General features: G+C 61.1%; 17 protein-coding genes. 6 read left to right on the top strand and 11 right to left on the bottom strand.

Annotated elements, in window-relative coordinates:
- Positions 1-227: 227 nt before the first annotated feature.
- On the top strand, positions 228-2,180 hold the full coding sequence (locus QRN04_RS02585) for a M13 family metallopeptidase (protein WP_284974592.1): 1,953 nt from the start codon (positions 228-230) through the stop codon (positions 2,178-2,180).
- A 46-nt stretch (positions 2,181-2,226) separates the two neighbouring features.
- Here the strand turns inward: QRN04_RS02585 and QRN04_RS02580 are convergent, their stop codons facing one another.
- The 5 genes from QRN04_RS02580 to QRN04_RS02560 form a co-directional block, all read right to left on the bottom strand.
- On the bottom strand, positions 2,227-3,780 hold the full coding sequence (locus QRN04_RS02580; RefSeq protein ID WP_284974591.1) for an LCP family protein: 1,554 nt from the start codon (positions 3,778-3,780) through the stop codon (positions 2,227-2,229).
- A gap of 115 nt (positions 3,781-3,895) precedes the next feature.
- Positions 3,896-4,882, bottom strand: a complete 987-nt coding sequence (gene era, locus QRN04_RS02575) for a GTPase Era (protein ID WP_502868752.1) — start codon at positions 4,880-4,882, stop codon at positions 3,896-3,898.
- Positions 4,842-6,179 carry a hemolysin family protein gene (locus QRN04_RS02570; RefSeq protein ID WP_284974589.1) on the bottom strand — a complete coding sequence of 446 codons (1,338 nt, stop codon included), beginning with the start codon at positions 6,177-6,179 and terminating at the stop codon, positions 4,842-4,844. The genes era and QRN04_RS02570 overlap by 41 nt, the downstream gene beginning before the upstream one ends.
- Positions 6,176-6,649, bottom strand: a complete 474-nt coding sequence (ybeY, locus tag QRN04_RS02565) for an rRNA maturation RNase YbeY (RefSeq protein WP_284974588.1) — start codon at positions 6,647-6,649, stop codon at positions 6,176-6,178. Before ybeY ends, QRN04_RS02570 begins: the two co-directional genes overlap by 4 nt.
- Positions 6,646-7,731 (bottom strand): PhoH family protein, encoded by a 1,086-nt coding sequence (locus QRN04_RS02560; RefSeq protein WP_284974587.1) that lies wholly within the window; start codon positions 7,729-7,731, stop codon positions 6,646-6,648. The genes ybeY and QRN04_RS02560 overlap by 4 nt, the downstream gene beginning before the upstream one ends.
- Before the next feature lie 390 nt (positions 7,732-8,121).
- Here QRN04_RS02560 and QRN04_RS02555 point away from each other — a divergent pair, with 390 nt between their 5' ends.
- Positions 8,122-8,994, top strand: coding sequence for a GerMN domain-containing protein (locus tag QRN04_RS02555; RefSeq protein WP_284974866.1), 873 nt, complete (start codon positions 8,122-8,124; stop codon positions 8,992-8,994).
- Between the two features lie 14 nt (positions 8,995-9,008).
- Here the strand turns inward: QRN04_RS02555 and QRN04_RS02550 are convergent, their stop codons facing one another.
- Genes QRN04_RS02550 through hrcA form a run of 3 tightly spaced genes read right to left on the bottom strand, consistent with a single transcriptional unit; the run spans position 9,009 to position 11,977 of the window.
- Positions 9,009-9,782 carry a 16S rRNA (uracil(1498)-N(3))-methyltransferase gene (locus tag QRN04_RS02550; RefSeq protein ID WP_284974586.1) on the bottom strand — a complete coding sequence of 258 codons (774 nt, stop codon included), beginning with the start codon at positions 9,780-9,782 and terminating at the stop codon, positions 9,009-9,011.
- A gap of 2 nt (positions 9,783-9,784) precedes the next feature.
- Positions 9,785-10,915, bottom strand: coding sequence for a molecular chaperone DnaJ (dnaJ, locus tag QRN04_RS02545; protein WP_284974585.1), 1,131 nt, complete (start codon positions 10,913-10,915; stop codon positions 9,785-9,787).
- Between the two features lie 54 nt (positions 10,916-10,969).
- Positions 10,970-11,977 carry a heat-inducible transcriptional repressor HrcA gene (gene hrcA, locus QRN04_RS02540; protein WP_284974584.1) on the bottom strand — a complete coding sequence of 336 codons (1,008 nt, stop codon included), beginning with the start codon at positions 11,975-11,977 and terminating at the stop codon, positions 10,970-10,972.
- Positions 11,978-12,142: 165 nt separating this feature from the next.
- On the opposite strand from hrcA, the gene QRN04_RS02535 reads away from it, so the two are divergent.
- Complete coding sequence (locus tag QRN04_RS02535; RefSeq protein ID WP_284974583.1) at positions 12,143-12,991, top strand: DUF3097 domain-containing protein; 849 nt, start codon at positions 12,143-12,145, stop codon at positions 12,989-12,991.
- Between the two features lie 84 nt (positions 12,992-13,075).
- The gene (locus QRN04_RS02530; RefSeq protein ID WP_284974582.1) at positions 13,076-13,489 is read left to right on the top strand and encodes a DUF4870 domain-containing protein; all 414 of its coding nucleotides are present in this window, start codon (positions 13,076-13,078) and stop codon (positions 13,487-13,489) included.
- A gap of 16 nt (positions 13,490-13,505) precedes the next feature.
- On the opposite strand, the gene hemW is transcribed toward QRN04_RS02530, so the two are convergent.
- Together hemW and lepA are read right to left on the bottom strand one after the other, a co-directional pair.
- Positions 13,506-14,735, bottom strand: a complete 1,230-nt coding sequence (hemW, locus tag QRN04_RS02525; RefSeq protein ID WP_284974581.1) for a radical SAM family heme chaperone HemW — start codon at positions 14,733-14,735, stop codon at positions 13,506-13,508.
- Entirely contained in the window at positions 14,736-16,589 is a 1,854-nt protein-coding gene (lepA, locus tag QRN04_RS02520; protein WP_284974580.1) for a translation elongation factor 4, read from the bottom strand.
- A 170-nt stretch (positions 16,590-16,759) separates the two neighbouring features.
- Between lepA and QRN04_RS02515 the strand changes: the two genes are divergently transcribed.
- The gene (locus QRN04_RS02515; protein ID WP_284974579.1) at positions 16,760-17,308 is read left to right on the top strand and encodes a type II toxin-antitoxin system PemK/MazF family toxin; all 549 of its coding nucleotides are present in this window, start codon (positions 16,760-16,762) and stop codon (positions 17,306-17,308) included.
- A 166-nt stretch (positions 17,309-17,474) separates the two neighbouring features.
- Positions 17,475-17,735, top strand: a complete 261-nt coding sequence (gene rpsT, locus QRN04_RS02510; protein ID WP_284974578.1) for a 30S ribosomal protein S20 — start codon at positions 17,475-17,477, stop codon at positions 17,733-17,735.
- 116 nt (positions 17,736-17,851) lie between these two features.
- Here rpsT and holA read toward each other — a convergent pair whose 3' ends face one another.
- A complete protein-coding gene (gene holA / locus QRN04_RS02505) occupies positions 17,852-18,868 on the bottom strand; it encodes a DNA polymerase III subunit delta (protein WP_284974577.1) in 1,017 nt (338 codons plus the stop codon).
- Positions 18,869-19,393 lie beyond the last annotated feature (525 nt).

Here is a 19,393-nt window from a genome sequence, read left to right as displayed (position 1 = left end):
TAAGAACTATTGGAAAGCTTAGCCGGGCACACCGAAACTCCGCGGCGAGGATGGCCCAGCGTCAGATAGCTTTCAGGCCTCGCCGCGGCAGCTAAGAAGAAGCATTCCCGCACGCACATGGCCAGAGTAGCACGGTGCGTATGATGACAGTGCAACACCTCTAGCTACGTCCACCATGCAGACGCGGCAGCGGGGCAACGCCGCTGCACGGTACACAAGGAGCCACAGTGCCACAGTCGGGGATTACTCTTTCCAACATCGATCCTGGCGTCCGCGCCCAGGACGACCTCTACCAGCACGTCAACGGTGCCTGGTTGAACAGCACCTCAATTCCCGACGACCGAGCTCTTGAAGGAACTTTCACCGCATTGCGCGACGGCGCCGAACTGGCCGTCAAATCGATCATCGAGGAAGCTGCGGCCAAGGGTGCGGCAGCAACCGGAGTCGAACAGCAAATTGGCGGGCTCTACTCCAGTTTCATGGACGAGACCGCGGCGGAAGAAAAGGGAATGACTCCCATTAACAGCCGTCTCGAAGAGGTACGCTCGGTGGAATCATCTGCGGAACTGGCCGCCCTGGTGGGCAAACTGTTCCGGGCGGACGTCTCCGGGTTGTTCTCGATCTACCCGGCCCCCGACGCCGGCAACCCTGAACGTATTCTGCTCTACATCGGCCAGGGTGGCTTGGGTCTTCCGGACGAGTCCTACTACCGGGATGACAAGTTTGCCCCCGTTGTCTCGGCCTACGGCGAGTACATTTCACGGCTGCTGACGTTGGCAGCCGTCCCTGACCCCGAAGGCGCGTCGGAACGCATCGTCGCACTGGAGACCGCGCTGGCCTCACATCACTGGGACAACGTCACCTTGCGCGACCCGCAAAAGACCTACAATCTCAAATCCGCCGAAGAAGCTACAGCCCTGTTCCCACTCCTGGACACGTGGTTCGAGGCCGCGCGCATCGACAGCGACAAGCGTTCCGAGCTGGTAGTCAGCACCCCGGACTTTTTTGCCGGGGCCGCGGAGTTGCTTGAGTCCCAGCCGTTGTCCACCTGGAAGGAATGGCTTGTGCTGCGGGTTATCAGCTCCGCTGCTCCGTACTTGTCAAGCGAATTCGTCGAGACCAACTTCAACTTTTACGGCACCACGCTTACCGGCACGCCGCGGAACAAGGAACGCTGGAAGCGGGGCGTCGCCGTCGTCGAAGCTGCGCTGGGCGAGGCCGTGGGCCAGATTTACGTCCAGCGGCATTTTCCCGAGGGTCACAAGGCCCGGATGGAGACCCTCGTCGCCAACCTGATCGCCGCCTATCGCGACAGCATCTCGTCCCTGGATTGGATGGGTGAAGACACCAAGGCCGAGGCCCTCAAGAAATTGCAGGCATTCCGCCCGAAGATCGGATTCCCCGACCAGTGGATCGACTATTCGGACGTGCGTATCGACCCGGCAGACCTGCTGGGGAACGTCGAGCGTGCCCACAATGCCGACGTCGACAGGCACCTGGACGAAATCGGCAAGCCAGTGGATCTCAACAAGTGGCTGATGACCCCACAGACGGTTAACGCCTATTACCACCCCATGCTGAACGAGATCGTTTTTCCAGCAGCGATTTTGCAGCCGCCGTTTTTCAACGCCGACGCCGATGACGCCGTGAATTACGGCGGTATCGGCGCGGTCATCGGCCACGAGATCGGCCACGGATTCGATGACCAAGGCTCCCAATTCGACGGGAGCGGAGCGCTGCGGAACTGGTGGACGGACTCGGACCGCGCCGCGTTCGAAACCCGTACCGCCAAGCTCGTGTCCCAGTACGACGCCCTCTCCCCCTACGCGGCGCCGGATCACAAAGTGAACGGAAAGTTGACGCTGGGCGAGAACATCGGGGACCTGGGAGGCCTGACCATCGCATATAAGGCTTATATGCTCAGCCTGGACGGAAAGCAGCCGGAGGTCCTTGATGGCTTCACCGGCCCTCAACGGTTCTTTATGTCGTGGGCAGCGGGATGGCGCCAAGTCATCCGCACCGAAGAAGCCATTCGCAGGCTGGCTACGGATCCCCACTCACCCAACGAGTTCCGGACCAACGCCATCGCCCGAAACCTCGACGCCTTCCATGAAGCGTTCAACGTGGCGCCCGAGGACGGAATGTGGATGGAGCCCGCTGACAGGGTCAGCATCTGGTAGGCAGCCTGTGCCCACCAGGCCGGGCCTGGTGGGCACAGCCTGTGCACTACTGCGTGATGTTCAGCGGGTTGACCTGTTGGCACACGGCATCGTTGGCCGTTTGGTTGACAACGTTCGCAGGAACGGATGCCGTGCCATAGGCCGTCCCCGTCAAGAAGTCCGTGCCCACGGACAGCTGGACCCCGGACACCGAGGGAGCCTCTTTCACTTGCGCGGCCGGTATCTTGAACAGGGCCGCCACATCGGTGGCGACGTCCGCGAACCCGGCACCGTAGTACAGCACCGTCTGGTCCACAGGATTAGCAAGGTAGGCCACGGAGTCCGTGAAGCCGTTGGCAGCCAAGGCCGCCGTCAGTTCCTGGCCGCGGGTTGCGACGCCGCTGCCGTTTGCAACCGCCACAGGTTGGATGGCTTTGTTGTACGCAGGAGCGGGAGGAGCGGCGACTGGCGGTTGCGATGATGCACTGGCAGCCGGGCTCGACGTTGCGCCGGGGGTGGTCAGATCCAGGTCAGCGCGCAGCGCGGCAAACAGCTGCGACGCTTGGGGCTCCACAAGTTCCAAGCGGTTTGGGTCCACCGCCGCTGGCTGGGTGGGCACCGAAACGAAGGCCACTTTGGACACGTCGATGTCTTTAAGGCGTCCCCCGATTGTCAGCAGCGAAGGAACGGACGCGAGACCTTCGTCGACAGTAAGGTTCTGGGTGACGACGTCGGCAATCTGCAGGAGTTTCTGCGGGTTGCCAAGTGTGCCGTCGGCCTTAAGCTTCCTGGTCAATGAGGAGAGGAACGCTTGCTGTGCCTTAATGCGGCCCAGGTCGCTGCCATCACCAAAAGCGTGGCGTGTGCGGAGGAATGAAAGTGCTTGTTCGCCTTCGACGAGTGAGTTGCCTTTGGGGAGGCGGAGACCGGAATCCGGATCAAAAACTGGATCGCTGACGCATACGTCCACGCCGCCTACAGCCTTGGATAGTTCCTTGACCGCATTAAAGTCGGCCATCATGAAGTGGTCCACCTTCAAACCGGTCAATTTGTCGATGGTATCCACGGCACAACCGATGCCTGCCTCGGCCATGGCCTCATTGATCATCACGCCACTGCGGGCGGGAAAGGTTTGGTTGTTGGTACGGTCGGTGCATTGCGGCACATCAACCAGCAGGTCACGCGGGAAACTCATCACACTGACGCGTTTATTATCGGCCGATATATCCAACAGCATCATCACATCCGAATGGCCGTAGCCGGTGGAATCGGCGCTGCTGCCGTATTGGGAGTTTTTCCCGTCCCGGGTGTCCGAGCCGAGAATAAGGATCTGCAGGCGATCGGACTTGTCATTCGCTACGGCTTCGCTGGCATCCCGGGTCTCCGCCGCGCTGAGGGGCGCCTTGGTGATGTTCGACTGCAACCGGACCAACCAAAATGCTGCAAAGGCAAAACCTCCCAAGAGGACCAATGCCACAATTCCGCTGACAACCTTTATCCATAGCGGAAGGCCTTTGGGAGCGTTCATATGCCGGGGAGTACCAGGGGTATCTTCTCCTGGCGCTCCCGCCGGCGTTCCAGCGATGCCGGTGCCCTGCCGGCGGGCCTCACGACGTCGCACTATTCGGTTTACCTTTCCTCAAACACGTGGATTCCCGCAATCATAGTTGCAGAAAACGGGAAGTTCTCCATCCACGCAAAGCCACGCCGGGCCAACAATGCGGCAAGATCGCTGCCTAGAAACCCAACTTGACCAATTGCTTGGGATCCCGTTGCCAATCTTTGGCTACCTTGACATGGAGGTCGAGGTAAATGCGGGTACCAAGCAAGGTCTCAATACCTTTACGGGCATTGGTACCAACTTCGCGCAGCCGGCTTCCTCCCTTGCCGATGATGATGGCTTTCTGGGAAGGCCGCTCGACGTAAAGATTGACCCGTACATCCAAGAGGGGGTTATCCTCGGCCCGGCCCTCGCGCGGAACGATCTCATCCACCACCACGGCCAACGAGTGGGGAAGCTCGTCCCGCACGCCTTCCAAGGCGGCCTCCCGAATGAGTTCGGCGATCATGACGGCCTCTGGCTCGTCGGTCAACTCGCCGTCCGGATACAAAGGAGGCGACGGCGGCATGTGGCTGATCAGGACGTCGGCAACAGTGCTGACCTGGAAGCCGTCGGCAGCTGAGACGGGAACGATGTCTGCCCACCCCTGCTCACCGAGGACTTCCCGACCCAGCGCGGCAACCGCAAGCAACTGTTCCGTCAATGCCTGGCGATCCACCAAGTCGGTCTTCGTCACGAGGGCAACAATTGGCTTACGGCCGACGGCAGCCAACTGGGCCGCAATGTACTTGTCGCCCGGACCAATTTTTTCGTTGGCCGGCAAACAGAACCCGATCGCGTCGACCTCAGCGAGGGTATCCGCAACCAAATCATTGAGCCTTTTGCCAAGGAGCGTCCTGGGCCTGTGGAGGCCCGGGGTGTCCACCAGGATCAGCTGAGCATCGTCACGATGAACAATGCCTCGAATGGTGTGCCGGGTTGTCTGCGGCTTTGCTGAGGTGATGGCCACCTTTTGGCCCACCAAAGCGTTGGTCAGGGTCGATTTCCCCGCGTTTGGACGGCCAACGAGCACGGAAAAACCAGCGTGGAAGCCGCCGAAGTCCTCATCGGCGTCGAATTTCTTATATTGCTTGCTCACGTGGTTCTCCCTGTTGTGTTGCATCGGCCTCGTCGAGAAGGCCTTCAAAGTCAGTGTCTTCCTTTGGCATGGCCGCCGCAATAACGTGGCTGACCCTGTTCCGGCGACCCTCCAGCCTATCTGCCCTCAGGGACACACCATTCACATCGACCGAGCTGCCTACGATTGGGACCTGGCCGAGCGCCTTGGCCAGCAGGCCGCCCACGGTGTCCACCTCGTCGTCGTCGAGGTCGAGGTCGAACAGCTCGCCGAGGTCGTCGATACTCATGCGGGCGCTTACCCGGTACGTGCCATCTCCCAAGTCGACGCACTCTTCAGCGGCGGAATCGTACTCATCCACGATTTCACCCACGATTTCCTCGATGAGGTCTTCGAGGGTGACCAAGCCGGCAGTTCCGCCGTACTCGTCAATGACAATGGCCACATGCGTCGATTCCTGTTGGAGTTCCTTGAGCAGGTCACTGACAGGCTTGGATTCCGGAACGTAACGCACCTCGCGCGCGATCGAGTCGACGTACCGGGGTTCGACGGCGGCTTCCACACGATACATGGCAGCCGCCACATCCTTGAGGTAGAGAATGCCACGGATCTGGTCTGTGTTCTCGCCGATCACCGGGATCCGTGAGTAGCCCGAACGGAGGAAGAGGCCCATCGCCGTATCGAGGTTTGAGCCTGTGCCGATGCTGACAATGTCGGTGCGTGGAACCATAACCGAACGGACCAAAGTGTCGCCGAAGTCGAAGACCGAATGAATGAGTTCGGCTTCGTTATCCTCGATCATGTCCGATTCAGCGGCGCGATCGACGAATTCACGGAATTCTTCTTCGCTGACAAACGCGTCGTCCCCAGCGGGGGCTCCGGGGGCTACCGCTTGTCCCAGGGCAACCAGCCATCCAGGGATGGGTCCAAGTATCCAGCAGAGGAACCTGATCAAGGGCGCCGTGAACCTGACCACCGGCCCGGAATGCGTCCGTCCCAGCTGCCGGGGCGAGACGCCCACCAGCATGAAGCCGATAACCGCCATGACGACGGTGGCCACCAATCCCGAAAGCCAGATGTTGTCCAGCAAGCCCAGCAAAACCAAGGCAACGGCGACGGCGGCAGCCATTTCAAACCAAACCCGCCAAAAACGGAGGGCACGCATGTGGGCAATCGGATTTTTCAGGATACTTCCCAGCGCAAGGCCCCTCCCCTTCCCGCGGTGGAGCGACTGCTCGGCCTCGTGCCTGGGTAGGAAGTTAAATGCAGCCTCGGCTGCGGTCAGCAAAGCAACGAAGCTGAGAAAAACCAGCGCCATGCCAACCAGGATGGCCCACGTCACTGCATGGTCTCCATGGGGGCATCCTTGCCCAGGAATTCAGACAGCAGTTCCCGCTGCAAGCCAAACATCTCTTCTTTTTCCCTCGGTTCGGCGTGGTCGAAACCAAGCAGGTGTAGAATGCCGTGCGTCGTCAGCAGCAGCATTTCGTCCTGGGTGGGATGGCCCGCGTTTCGAGCCTGGACTTCGGCCACTTGCGGACAGATCGCTATGTCCCCCAGCATTCCCTGCGGGGTCGGCCTATCCGGAGTGCCCGGCGACAACTCATCCATGGGTACGGAGAGGACATCCGTGGGCCCGGGCTCGTCCATCAGTTCCATATGGAGCTTCTCCATGGCGGCTTCATCAACCAGGAGGATGGACAGCTCCGCCTGCGGGTGGATGTAGAGCCGCTCAAAGATGAAGCGTGACAGTGTCACCAGTTGGGCCTCATCGACGTCCACGCCGGACTCGTTATTGACTTCGATACTCATCGGCGGTCTCCCCGTTTGTGCTGTGCACCAGCAAGATTTTCCGTGCGATGAGCGTCATCCCATGAGCTGTAGGCAGAAACGATGTCCGCCACGAGGCGGTGCCTGACGACATCCGCAGCGTCGAGGATTGAAAAGTTCACGTCATCGATGCCGTCAAGGATCTCGCGGACAATCCGCAGCCCCGATGTGGCTCCAAACGGGAGGTCGATCTGGGTAACGTCCCCTGTAACCACCATCTTTGAGCCGAAGCCCAGACGGGTGAGGAACATCTTCATCTGCTCCGGGGTTGTGTTCTGGGCCTCGTCAAGGATGATGAACGCATCATTGAGGGTACGGCCGCGCATGTACGCCAGCGGGGCGACCTCTATGGTGCCGGCAGCCATCAACCGGGGAATCGATTCCGGATCCATCATGTCGTGGAGGGCATCGTACAGAGGCCGAAGGTAAGGATCGATCTTGTCACTCAGCGTTCCCGGCAGGAACCCAAGGCGCTCTCCGGCTTCCACAGCGGGCCTGGTCAAGATGATGCGGCTGACTTCCTTCAGCTGAAGAGCTTGTACGGCCTTGGCCATGGCCAAATATGTCTTGCCCGTTCCGGCGGGGCCGATACCGAAAATCACCGTGTTGTCATCAATCGCGTCAACGTAGTTCTTTTGGTTCAGCGTCTTGGGGCGGATGGTCTTACCCCGGCTGGAAAGAATGTTGTGCGTCAGGACGTCCGCTGGATTCTGGACGGACTGGGTCCGCAACAGGGAAACCAACTGCTGCAAAACGTCCGGGGTAACCAGAGTCCCCTTGGCAACGAGCCCGCGAACTTCCTCAAGCAGGCGCATGATCCGAGGTATGACGATCGAAGGACCGGTCATGGACAACTCGTTACCGCGTGCGTGGAAGTTGACGTCCGGGAATTGTTCCTCGATGTACCGCAAGGCCTCGTCATGGCTGCCTAGCGAGTGAACCATTTGGTCGGAGTTGTCGAACGTGACGATTTCCGTGCGCGTGCCCGGTAAGGTGTGCGGGAACTCAGTCGGAGCCGGGTTACCGATACCGGTCCTCGGCCTCCCATTCAAAGATTCACTCATGGTGCTGGCTGCTAAGCCTGTTCTCCTCTGGTTGTCTAGGCAATTCATCGATTCCAGCGGCGCTTGTTGTGGCTTCACCAGCGTCCTCGAACCACTTCAATCCTACGCCAGCCTGACTCGATGTCGGCGTTGGTCTCAACTCCGCATCGGGCTGGTATCAATCACGTTTCAGTTAGCGCGCTTCACGCTATTCGCAACGGACCGCCGTCGGCTGTATGCAAAGCTGGCATAGGGGGTAACTAAGCACCGGCAGAACTGGTCCGGCGGAGAACGCCGCCGTGCACCAGTCCAATGCCACGGACCACACTTGAGACAGGACGCTCCATCACACTGCCAGCAAGCCACGTATCCAACGCACGGAAGCGGAAAACCGCCATGGCCGTTGCTGCGATGCTTGCTGTCTTCCTGCTCACCGGCTGTATCGCCAACAGCGGAACCAGCCAGTCCGTGCCGAGCTCTCCCACGGTGTCCGTCCAAGATGCTCCGGCAAGCAACGCGCCGTTGGAGACCACCCAAGCGTCAACCAAGATCCCGGTGTATTGGATCGGGCGCAGCAAGGACGAGGTCTACCTCTACCGCGAATTTCGGGATCTCCCGGGAGACGGGAACCCGGTAACCAGCGCGCTGCGCATCATGATGTCCCAAAAGCCGTTGGACCATGACCTGTTCACGCCATGGCAGAGCCCGGCGAACCTGGCAACATCCATCTCCGGCAAGAACGTCATCACGGTGGATCTGTCCAAGGACGCGTTCAACTCGAACCTCGATCCCGGAATGGCCCAGCGTGCCGTCCAGCAACTGGTTTATACAGCGACGGCGGCTGCTTCCTCATCGGGGCTCATCAACTCCGGCCAACAGATCCAAGTGGTCATCCTTGTGGACGGGCACAAGGACTACATGGCATTCGGTCAGGTGAAACTCGGAGACCCGATGGATAGGGACCCCGCCGTGGTGGCGCCGCTGTGGATTATTGATCCCCAGGAAGACACGACCGTTCCTGCAGGCCTGGTCAAGTTCAATGGTCGGAGCACGGACAGTTCCAAGCCGATCACCTGGCAGCTGCTCCAAGACAACGGAACGTCGGACAAGACGAGCCTGCTAACCGGGCAAACCAAAGCCAACGGGGACGCCGGACAGTATGGACTTTTCACCTTCAGCGCCACCCTGAAGAGAGGCAAGTACGAGGTCCGCGTGTCTCGGGTGGACGGCTCCGGCGCGACGATCGAAACGAGCACGGACACCAAGCTTTTCACTGTCGGATAGAGCTTGTCACCCAACTACCATCGCCCGAGAATATCGCTTGCCAGGACGACGGCGGCCGGACCGGCCGTTGAGGACCGCAACACGTGATGACCCAAGAGCGCGGTCACTGCCCCGGCGTCACTGAGGCGCGTGACCTCGCGAGGGGAAATTCCGCCCTCGGGGCCGACGATCAGCAGAACCTCGCGTGCAGGCGCCGATGCCGTCAACTCAAGTCCCGCAGCAGCCTCAAGAACTCCCCGCAACGAATTCTTGGCGTCTTCATGCAGGATGATGGCCAAATCGGCTGCTGCAACCAGCGGGGCCAACCCGCCAGATTCCACAATGGGGCGCACCTCGGGGATCCACGCCCTGCGTGCCTGCTTTGCTGCGGCCGTGACCACGGACTGCCACTTCGCATGGGCCTTCCTCGCGCGATCACCCTTCCACCTCACGATGGAGCGTTCCGCTTGCCAGGGCACGACGGCGTCGATCCCAAGTTCCGTTGCCGTCTCGATGGCAAGCTCGTCACGGTCGCCCTTGGCCAAAGCCTGAACCAACACCAGCCGAACGGCCGGCCGATCCTCGAATTCCACACCCGACGCTGTGACCGTCAGTGTCCCGGCTCCCGCTTCGGCCACCGTTCCCGTCAACCGGAACCCCGCGCCGTCGGATATATCAACAGACTCACCGATACCGATTCGCTTGACGGTGACGGCGTGCCGGGCTTCTGGCCCCTCAAGGACGAACCTCGCGCCCGGTGTGACGGTGTCAAGGCTGCCGGCCTCTGCGAAGAAAACGGGATTACTCACCGCTAAAGGTTACCGAGTTTGTCCCGAAGCTTAGCGAACATGCCGCCGCTGGCCACCAGCTTGCCTTCGGTGAATTGCTCACCACGAAGCTTGGCCAGCTGCTGGAGCAGGTCCTCCTGGGCGGGGTCGAGTTTGGTGGGTGTCTCCACATGGAGGTGCACCTTGAGGTCGCCACGGCCGTAGCCACGGAGATGGGTTACACCGAGGCCCCGGAGGGTGATGATCTCCCCGGACTGCGTGCCCGCCTTGACATCGATGTCCTGCTCGCCGTCGAAGGTTTCCAACTGCACCTCAGTCCCCAGGGCGGCTGCTGTCATCGGGACGCTGAGCGTCGCGTGGAGGTCATCGCCTTCCCGCACGAAGACCGAGTCGTTGTTGACGCGGATTTCCACGTAGAGGTCACCAGCAGGGCCGCCGGCGGGGCCGGCTTCGCCCTGTCCGGACAGCTGAATCCGGGTACCCGTGGCAACGCCTGCCGGAACTTTGATGGTCAGGGAGCGGCGGCTGCGAATCCGGCCTTGCCCACTGCATTCGTTGCAAGGATCCTTGATGACCGTACCGAATCCCTCGCATGACCCACAGGGCGCGGTGGTCAGGACCTGGCCCAGGATTGACCTGACGGCCCGCTGGACCTGGCCGCTGCCACCACAGATGTCACAGCGCTCCGGCTGGGTTCCCGGACGGCAGCAGCTGCCGTCACAGGTGGGACAAACCACGGCTGTGTCCACCTCAAGCTTCTTGTTGACGCCGAAGACGGCATCCTTGAGATCGATACGCACACTGATGAGGGCATCTTGGCCGCGCCGGACACGCGAAGCAGGACCACCGTGACCGTGTCCGCCGCCTCCCCCGAAGAAGGTGTCGAAGATGTCTTGGAAGGCAAACCCTTGGCCGGAATATGCGCCGGAGCCATTGTCAGTGCCGTTCTCGTTACCGGTTGCATCGTAGACACGGCGCTTCTGCGGGTCCGACAGAACTTCATAAGCATGCGTCACGGCCTTGAACTGCTCAGCGACATCCTCCCCGGGATTTACGTCCGGGTGGAGCTTCCGCGCCAACTTGCGGTACGCCTTTTTGATCTCTTCCCCGGTGGCTTCCGGCGAGACTCCCAAAACGTCATAGTGGCTGCTCAAAGTCTGTGTCTCTTCCTTGTTGTTACTGCAGGTATTCCGATGATGGACGGCGTCTTAGTCGCCGAGAATGCGGGAAAGGTAGCGGGCCACCGCTCGCACGGCGGCCATGGTTGTTGGGTAATCCATCCGGGTCGGTCCCAAAATGCCCACCTTGGCACCGGATCCATAGCCAGTTGCCACCACGGACGCCTCGGCCAAACCGTCATAGGGATTTTCCCTCCCGATACTGACAGTTACTCCCCGGGGGTCATCACCCATATCCGATAACAACCGGAGCATGACAACTTGTTCCTCAAGGGCCTCCAGCACCGGACCAATGCTCAAAGGGAAGTCCACGTTGGAACGCGCCAGGTTTGCGGTGCCGGCCATCAGGATGCGCTCTTCACGGCTATTGCCACTGAGCACCTGGAGGCCATGTGCCAGGGTTTGCGCCACCCCACGGAGTTCAGGGGGGCAAAGCGCCACGACGGAAGGAAGGACTTGGGGCAAGAGATCCACCTGGGTGCCTGAGATACTGCCGAGGAATCTGGACCGCAACATCATCAGCGCCTCATTGCCGACGTCGAACCCTACATCGATGACCTTCTGCCCGACGCTTCCGGTATCGGCAATCAGGACCACTAGCACCTGCTGGGGCGCCAGCAGCACGAATTCGACGTGGCGTACCACCGCTCTCCTTGAGTGCGGGTACTGCACGACGGCGACTTGGTTGGTGAGCTGGGACAGGAGCCGCACGGTACGTTCGAGGATGTCATCGACGTCGTCGGGGCCCTCAAGCAGCGAATGGATGGCACGGCGCTCAGCCGCAGAAAGCGGCTTAACCTGCGAGATGCGGTCCACGAACAGCCTGTAGCCCTTGTCCGTAGGGATACGCCCCGCGCTGGTGTGTGGTGCAGCAATGAGGCCCTCCTCTTCGAGGACAGCCATGTCGTTGCGGATGGTGGCACTTGAAACGCCGAGGTGGTGGCGTTCAACCAGGGCCTTGGATCCTACAGGCTCCCTTGAATGAACGTAATCCTCAACGATTGCGCGCAGCACTTCCAATTTGCGCGGCTCACTCATTGCTCCACCTCCTGACATCTCATGGGTTAGCACTCAACATGCCCAAGTGCTAACAAGTCTAGTATGAGCCAACGCGTTGCTAGCATTGAAACCGCCCGCGGAGATTCAAGCGCGCGGGGCCGGCAGCAAACCGGTCTGATTCGAGCGCGAAGAGGTAAGAAGACCTTGGCTTTCGACCATTGGGGCCCCCAGGACCTGGCGGCCCCCGCCAAACGCCAACTTCCCGAGGTACCCGTCCAGCGTGGCATGGTCCTTGAAGACGTGCAGTCCGGATGGGTCGGCGAAGTGACACGGGTGGAGAAGTCCGGCGGCATGCACATCGTGTCGTTGGAGGACCGGCGTGGAAAGACGAAGTCGTTCCAGCTTGGATTTGGCTTCCTCCTGGAGGGCCAAGCGATCCGGCTCCTGCCCCCTGTCCCCCGTCCTGCTTCAGGCGCATCCACCGGCCGCACCGCCTCCGGCTCGGTCAAGGTCCAAGGCCAGCGCGCCCGGGTAGCGATGTCCAGCCGGATCTGGGTTGAGGGCAAGCACGACGCCGAACTGGTAGAGAAAGTCTGGGGAGACGATCTCCGCGTCGAGGGCATTGTGGTTGAACCCTTGCACGGGGTGGACGACCTCAAATCAGCCATTGCCGCTTTCTCTCCCGGTCCCACACGCCGACTTGGCATTCTGGTGGACCACCTTGTGTCCGGTTCCAAAGAGTCGCGCATTGCCGCGGAAGCGATGACGGTGCCGGGCGCCGCAGGCAACGTGTTGATCGTGGGCCACCCCTACGTGGACGTCTGGCAGGCCATCAGGCCGAAGGTGCTGGGCATTGAGCAGTGGCCCGCGGTCCCTCGGGGGCTGGATTGGAAGACCGGGATCCTGCGTGCCTTCGGTTGGCCCCACGAAACTGCCGAGGACGTCGGCTTGGGATGGCAACGGCTTTTGGGCGCAGTCCGCAGCTACGCTGATCTGGAAGCGTCGTTATTGGGCAGGGTGGAAGAAGTGATCGACTTCCTGACAGCGCAGTGACACGGCGTTGGTCTTGGGACGGGCACAGGACCAAGTATTCTGGGACAGCAACACCGCAGCATCGTAAAGCAAAGGGAAGACACCGTGGCAGAGAACGCTCCTGACGAACCAGGCAGAGCCGCAGGCCAGCCCCAGTACCATGGCGCGCCTGCCAACGCACTTCCGCTGACTGCCGGCGAGGACCGGCAGTGGGCCACTTTGGCGCACTTCGGAGGGATCCTCGGGTGCTTGCCATCCCTGCTGATCTACCTGATTTTCCGCGATCGCGGGCCGTTCACCGCCCAGGAATCGAGGGAGGCGCTGAACTTCACGCTACCTCCCACGATCGCCGCTGTACTGGCAAACATCCTGGTCCTCTTGCCTGTGGTGGGCAACGTTTTTGCCATCATCGCCACCGCCATTTGGGTTGCGCTGACGTGCTTCTCCGTATCGGCCGGGATCCGGGTAAACCACGGTCAACCGCATCGATACAAGCTGAACCTGCGCTGGATCAAGTAGTTCCGCAGCGAGGCAGCTAGTCGGGAAGAATCCGGCGCACCACGGCGTCGGCCAACAGCCTGCCCTTCAAGGTGAGCACCAAGCGGCCCTTGAAAGCGGCCACCGGGTCCACTAGTCCGTCCGCGATTAGGCCCGCCATCGCATGGCGTCCCACGGCATCCAGGGCGTTAACGAGCAATCCGGTCCCCAACCGCGCCTCGAGCATGATTCGCTCCACCTCGCGGGTAGCGGAGTCCAATGTCTCACGCCCGGCGGCAGGCGAACTTCCCGAAGCCAGCCGTGAGGCGTATGCCGTGGGGTGCTTGACGTTCCACCAGCGAACGCCGCCCATGTGGGAGTGGGCCCCGGGGCCAATGCCCCACCAATCGTCTCCGCGCCAGTAGGCGAGGTTATGCCGGCATGCCTGCTCCGGTGTTCGGGACCAGTTGCTGACTTCGTACCAGCTCAACCCGGACTCGGAGATCAATTTATCGGCGAGTTCGTATTTGGCGGCGTGATCGTCGTCGTCAATTCCGGGCACCTCGCCGCGGCGGATCTGGGCGGCGAGCTTGGTGCCGTCCTCCACGATCAGCGCATAGGCGCTGATGTGGTCCGGCGCGTAGGAAAGTGCCGTTTCCAGCGACAGTTGCCAATCGGCCATGGACTCCCCCGGCGTACCGTAGATGAGGTCCAGGCTGACGGACAAACCGGCCTCGCGCGCCCACTGCACCACGAGCGGAACGCGGCTGGGAGTGTGTGTACGGTCCAGAACTTTCAGGACGTGGGGAACGGCTGATTGCATGCCAAAGGAGACGCGCGTGAAACCGGCGTCAGCCAGTACCTTCAACGATTCCTGCGTCACGGAATCGGGGTTGGCCTCGGTGGTCACCTCAGCATCCGGCTCCAAGCCCCACTTTTCGACGGCGGCACCGAGGATGCGGGCGAGGTCTTCGGCCGGAAGCAGCGTGGGAGTTCCGCCGCCGAAGAACACCGTGCTCAGGGGACGGCGGGGAAGGCCCGAAGCGTCCAGTGCGGTGCCGGCGAACTGCAACTCGGAGATGGCGGTCTCAGCATACGCGTCCTGGGAAGCGCCACCACCGAGCTCGGTAGCCGTGTAGGTATTGAAGTCGCAATAACCACAGCGGACTGCGCAAAACGGGATGTGCACGTAGAGCCCGAACTTGCGATGCTCGACGCCGGACAGCACCTGCGGGGGCAAAATGCCGTCCGCAGGTGCCGGGTCGCCCAAAGGGAGGACGCTGGGCATCTACTTCTTGGCCTTGTCCTTGGATTCGTCCGTGGTGAGTGCTGCGATGAAGGCCTCCTGCGGTACTTCCACGCGGCCCACCATCTTCATGCGCTTCTTGCCTTCCTTCTGCTTTTCCAGCAGTTTGCGCTTTCGGGTGATGTCGCCGCCGTAGCACTTGGCAAGAACGTCTTTGCGGATGGCCCTGATGCTTTCACGGGCGATGATGCGCGATCCGATGGCGGCCTGGATGGGCACCTCGAATTGCTGACGCGGTATGAGCTCGCGGAGCTTGCCCGTCATCATCACACCGTAGGCGTAGGCCTTGTCCCGGTGGGTGATAGCGCTAAACGCATCCACCTGTTCACCCTGCAGGAGGATGTCCACCTTCACGAGGTCAGCTACCTGTTCGCCGTCGGCCTTCCAGTCCAGGGACGCGTAACCACGCGTCTTTGACTTCAGGAGATCAAAGAAGTCGAACACGATTTCCGCCAGCGGGATCCAGTATCGGAGCTCCACGCGGTCCTCGGACAGGTAGTCCATGCCCTTCATTTGGCCACGGCGGCTCTGGCACAACTCCATGATGGAACCGACGAACTCGTTGGGCGCAAGGATGGTCGCGGACACCATGGGCTCACGGACCTCGGAGATCTTACCCGTGGGGTACTCGCTGGGGTTGGTGACGTGGATGACCTTCTTGTCCTCGAGCGTTACCTCATACTCCACGTTGGGAGCGGTGGAGATGAGATCAAGGTTGTACTCACGTTCCAGTCGATCACGAGTGATCTCGAGGTGCAGCAGGCCCAGGAATCCAACGCGGAATCCGAAACCCAGCGCAGCGGACGTCTCAGGCTCGTAGACAAGGGCGGCGTCATTAAGCATCAGTTTTTCCAGCGCGTCACGCAGTACCGGGTAGTCCGTGCCGTCCAAGGGGTAAAGACCGGAAAAGACCATCGGCTTGGCGTCTGCGTAACCGCTCAGGGACTCCGACGCGGGCTTAGCGAGGTTGGTGACGGTATCGCCCACCTTGGACTGGCGGACGTCCTTAACGCCGGTGATCAGGTATCCGACCTCCCCCACGCCGAGGCCTTTGGAAGGTGTGGGCTCAGGGGAGCTGACACCGATTTCCAGGAGCTCGTGAGTAGCCCTTGTGGACATCATCTGGATGCGTTCACGGGGATGCAGCATGCCGTCCACCACACGAACGTAGGTGATGACGCCGCGGTATGTGTCGTAAACCGAATCAAAGATCATGGCACGGGCCGGAGCGTCAGGATCGCCTACGGGGCCCGGAAGGTCACGGACAATTTTATCCAGCAGCGCCTCCACACCTACGCCTGTCTTGCCTGAAACCTTGAGAACATCCTCAGGATCCCCGCCAATAAGGTTGGCCAGCTCCGCCGCGTACTTTTCGGGCTGGGCGGCCGGGAGGTCGATCTTGTTCAGCACCGGGATGATGGTGAGGTTGTTTTCCATCGCCAGGTACAGGTTGGCCAGCGTCTGGGCCTCAATGCCCTGCGCCGCATCAACCAGCAGCACGGCGCCTTCACACGCCGCCAGGGAGCGGGAGACCTCGTAGGTAAAATCCACGTGGCCGGGGGTATCGATCATGTTCAGGGCGTAGCTGGTGCCATCAAGTTCCCAAGGCATGCGTACAGCCTGGGACTTGATGGTGATGCCGCGCTCACGCTCGATATCCATACGGTCCAGATACTGGGCCTTCATGTCGCGTTGTTGGACGACGCCGGTGTACTGCAGCATGCGGTCGGCCAAGGTGGACTTACCGTGGTCGATGTGGGCAATGATGCAGAAGTTCCGGATGATGGCCGGATCTGTCGCGGCGGGCACCGGTGCGGTGCGGGCCATGGGAGACACGCAGGGTCCTTACTGTCGACGCTCGCACGGCAAACTGGCCGACGTGGCATAGGCCAGCCGGGACACGCCGCGCATCTGATCCTCTAGTCTCCCACGAACCGGGGGTTCGCCGTACATTGCCCCGACTTCGCCTTCGGGCATGGCTCCGTACTGAGTTGTAGCGTTGTGTCATGGCTTTTGACCTGCGGCCGCTGGGCCACTTCATTCTGCGTTCCATCAAGTCGCTGGGGGCTGGCACCACGAAAGGTTCCACCCCGACACGTCCGCCCCGGGCGCAACGCCAGCCAGCCGCCATCGGGCCTATTGCGGGCTCCGGTCCCGGCGCATATCCGGGCGACTTCCGCGGGTCTGCCAAAGTCAGCTATTCTCCCCGACCTGACGGCAGGCCGGACCCTGGGGAGATCGTCTGGAGTTGGGTCCCCTATGAAGAGGACGATTCCAGGGGTAAGGACCGTCCGGTGCTTCTGATCGGCAGGGACGGGGATTGGTTGCTGGGGCTCATGCTGACGAGCAAGGATCACGACGGCGGACCCGCATCGGAGGATTACATGGACATCGGGGCGGGTACGTGGGATCCGCAGCGGCGTCCCAGTGAAGTCAAAGTCGACCGGATCATCCGGCTGGATCCTGGCAGAGTTCGTCGTGAAGGTGCCGTCCTGGAAAAGGCCCGATTCCGGCAAGTCGCCGCCGTCTTACGCACACGGCACGGGTGGAGCTGAAGCGGAATCGGGTAAAGGCTAACTTTCTGCTATCCTTTATAGCTGTGTGTCCGTGCAGGTCGACGGCCATGCATGGTTGGCTGCCATAGGCATCCCCACGCCGCTCAGTCGATGGCCAACCTGATAACCCTCTAGACCATTTCCGCATTAAAAAGAGAGTTCATACGTGGCTAATATCAAGTCCCAGAAGAAGCGCATCCTCACCAACGAGAAGGCTCGCCTGCGTAACAACGCCGTCAAGTCCGAACTGAAGACGGCCATCCGCGCCGTCAACACGGCCGTTGAGTCCTCAGACAAGGATGCCGCTGGAACTGCACTTGCTGCTGCCAGCCGCAAGCTGGACAAGGCTGTCAGCAAGGGCGTTATTCACAAGAACAACGCTGCAAACCGCAAGTCTGCGATCTCCAAAAAGGTCAACGCACTCTAAGGTTTTCCAGTTCGACTGAGCTGATCAAAAGGCCGGCGCCCGTTGGGTGCCGGCCTTTGGGTTTAACCCGCACGGCGTCGCTACAGGTGCGTTCCCATCCGCCGGCGCGCCAGGGGTCAGCGCCGACTGGCCGACGACGCGATCACGGTTACCGCATGTTCAACGGCGAACACAGGATCCCGCGAAAGGCCCTTGACCTGTGCATCGGCTTCGGCCACCACCTGGATGGAGCGAATGAGCCCCTCCGGCGTCCAACGGCGGACGTCACGTTGTGCCTGTTCGACGAGCCAAGGCTGCATGCCCAAGTTCTTGGCGATTGATGCAGACGAGCCGTTGGCACCGGCAACCTTAGCCAGCGTCCGCAGCTTCGCAGCCAACGCAGCCACCAAGGGAACGGGATCCACGCCAGTGGACAGGGCATGCCTCAGGGTAGATAGCGCCAAGGGCCCGTTTCCGCCCATGGCAGCATCGGCAACTTTGAACGCCGTCGCCTCTACACGACCTCCGTAGTAGCGCTCCACTGTAGAGGCATCAACGGTGGTGGTTGCGTCGGCAATCAATTGGCTGCATGCCGCTGCCAGTTCCGAAAGGTTGGCTCCCACCGCGTTCACCAGTGCCTGCACCGCCTCGCCGTCGATTCGCCGTCCACCTGCCCTGAACTCCGACACGACGAACGCGGACTTGTCCACGTCCTTCTTCAGTGGTTGGCATTCGACGACCGGCCATCCGGCCGATTTGACGGAGTCAAGGAGCTTCTTGCCACGCGTCCCGCCGGAGTGGCGCAGAACCAGCACCACATCTTCCTCGGGGTGGGCAAGGTATGCCAACGCATCCGACAAGAAGGCATCGTTCATGGCTTCGAGACCGGAAACTTCAATGAGCTTCGCTTCCCCGAACAGGGAAGGGGCCACGGTCATGGCCAAGGATCCAGCCTCATAGGACCCCGCTTCCAGCCGGGTCAACTCCACGTCCGGTGCGGACGCTCGAACGGTGGTGCGTATGTGGTCCATAGCCCGGATTCCGAGATACTCCTCCGGCCCCGAGACCAGGACCACCAGAGCTGGTGCCGCGTCCCGCCAGCTGACGATATTCGCCGCGCCACTCTTTGCCCGCGCATTTTGGCCTGCAGCCACAGGGATTCCTTCCGGACGATTTATTGCCACCCCTAAGTCTGTCATGCCAGCGCCGCGACGGTCTGCGGGAATTACGCTCTCGAATGGATTTTCTGGTTAGACTGACCAGCGTTGGTGTAACCGGGGAGAGCACGAAATGGATCAAAAAACGGAGAGCTTCCGCCGCCCTGACAGGGTAGCGAAGAAGGAAGCAGATCGAAGGACTGAACAAGTGCGGCTCCGGCGCAAGGCGCGCGTCCGATCCTCGGCACCTTCCAACGTACAGCTCGCCCTACGCCCTTTCGGATACCTCGGGATGGCAATGGTGTACGCAGCGCTGGCGGCAGTGTCGTTTTACGTTACGGTTCTGCTGATCCCCGTTCTGGTGGTCTCTGATTTCGAGGGTGCTCTGCCGCTCGGCACCGGGCCCATGATCAAGAACACCCTCTCCTCAGTGGGCGAGACGATGGGCGCGCTCATCGCGGTGCCGTTGGTAGCTGCGATTCTGGGATATGCCACGTTGGCACTGGTGTTCGGAACCCTAGC

The sequence above is a fragment of the Arthrobacter sp. efr-133-TYG-104 genome, from assembly GCF_030208915.1.
In the GTDB taxonomy this organism is placed as follows: Bacteria; Actinomycetota; Actinomycetes; order Actinomycetales; family Micrococcaceae; genus Arthrobacter.
The sequence above is the reverse complement of the archived record's forward strand: the minus strand, read 5'-3'. Positions and strand labels throughout refer to the sequence as shown.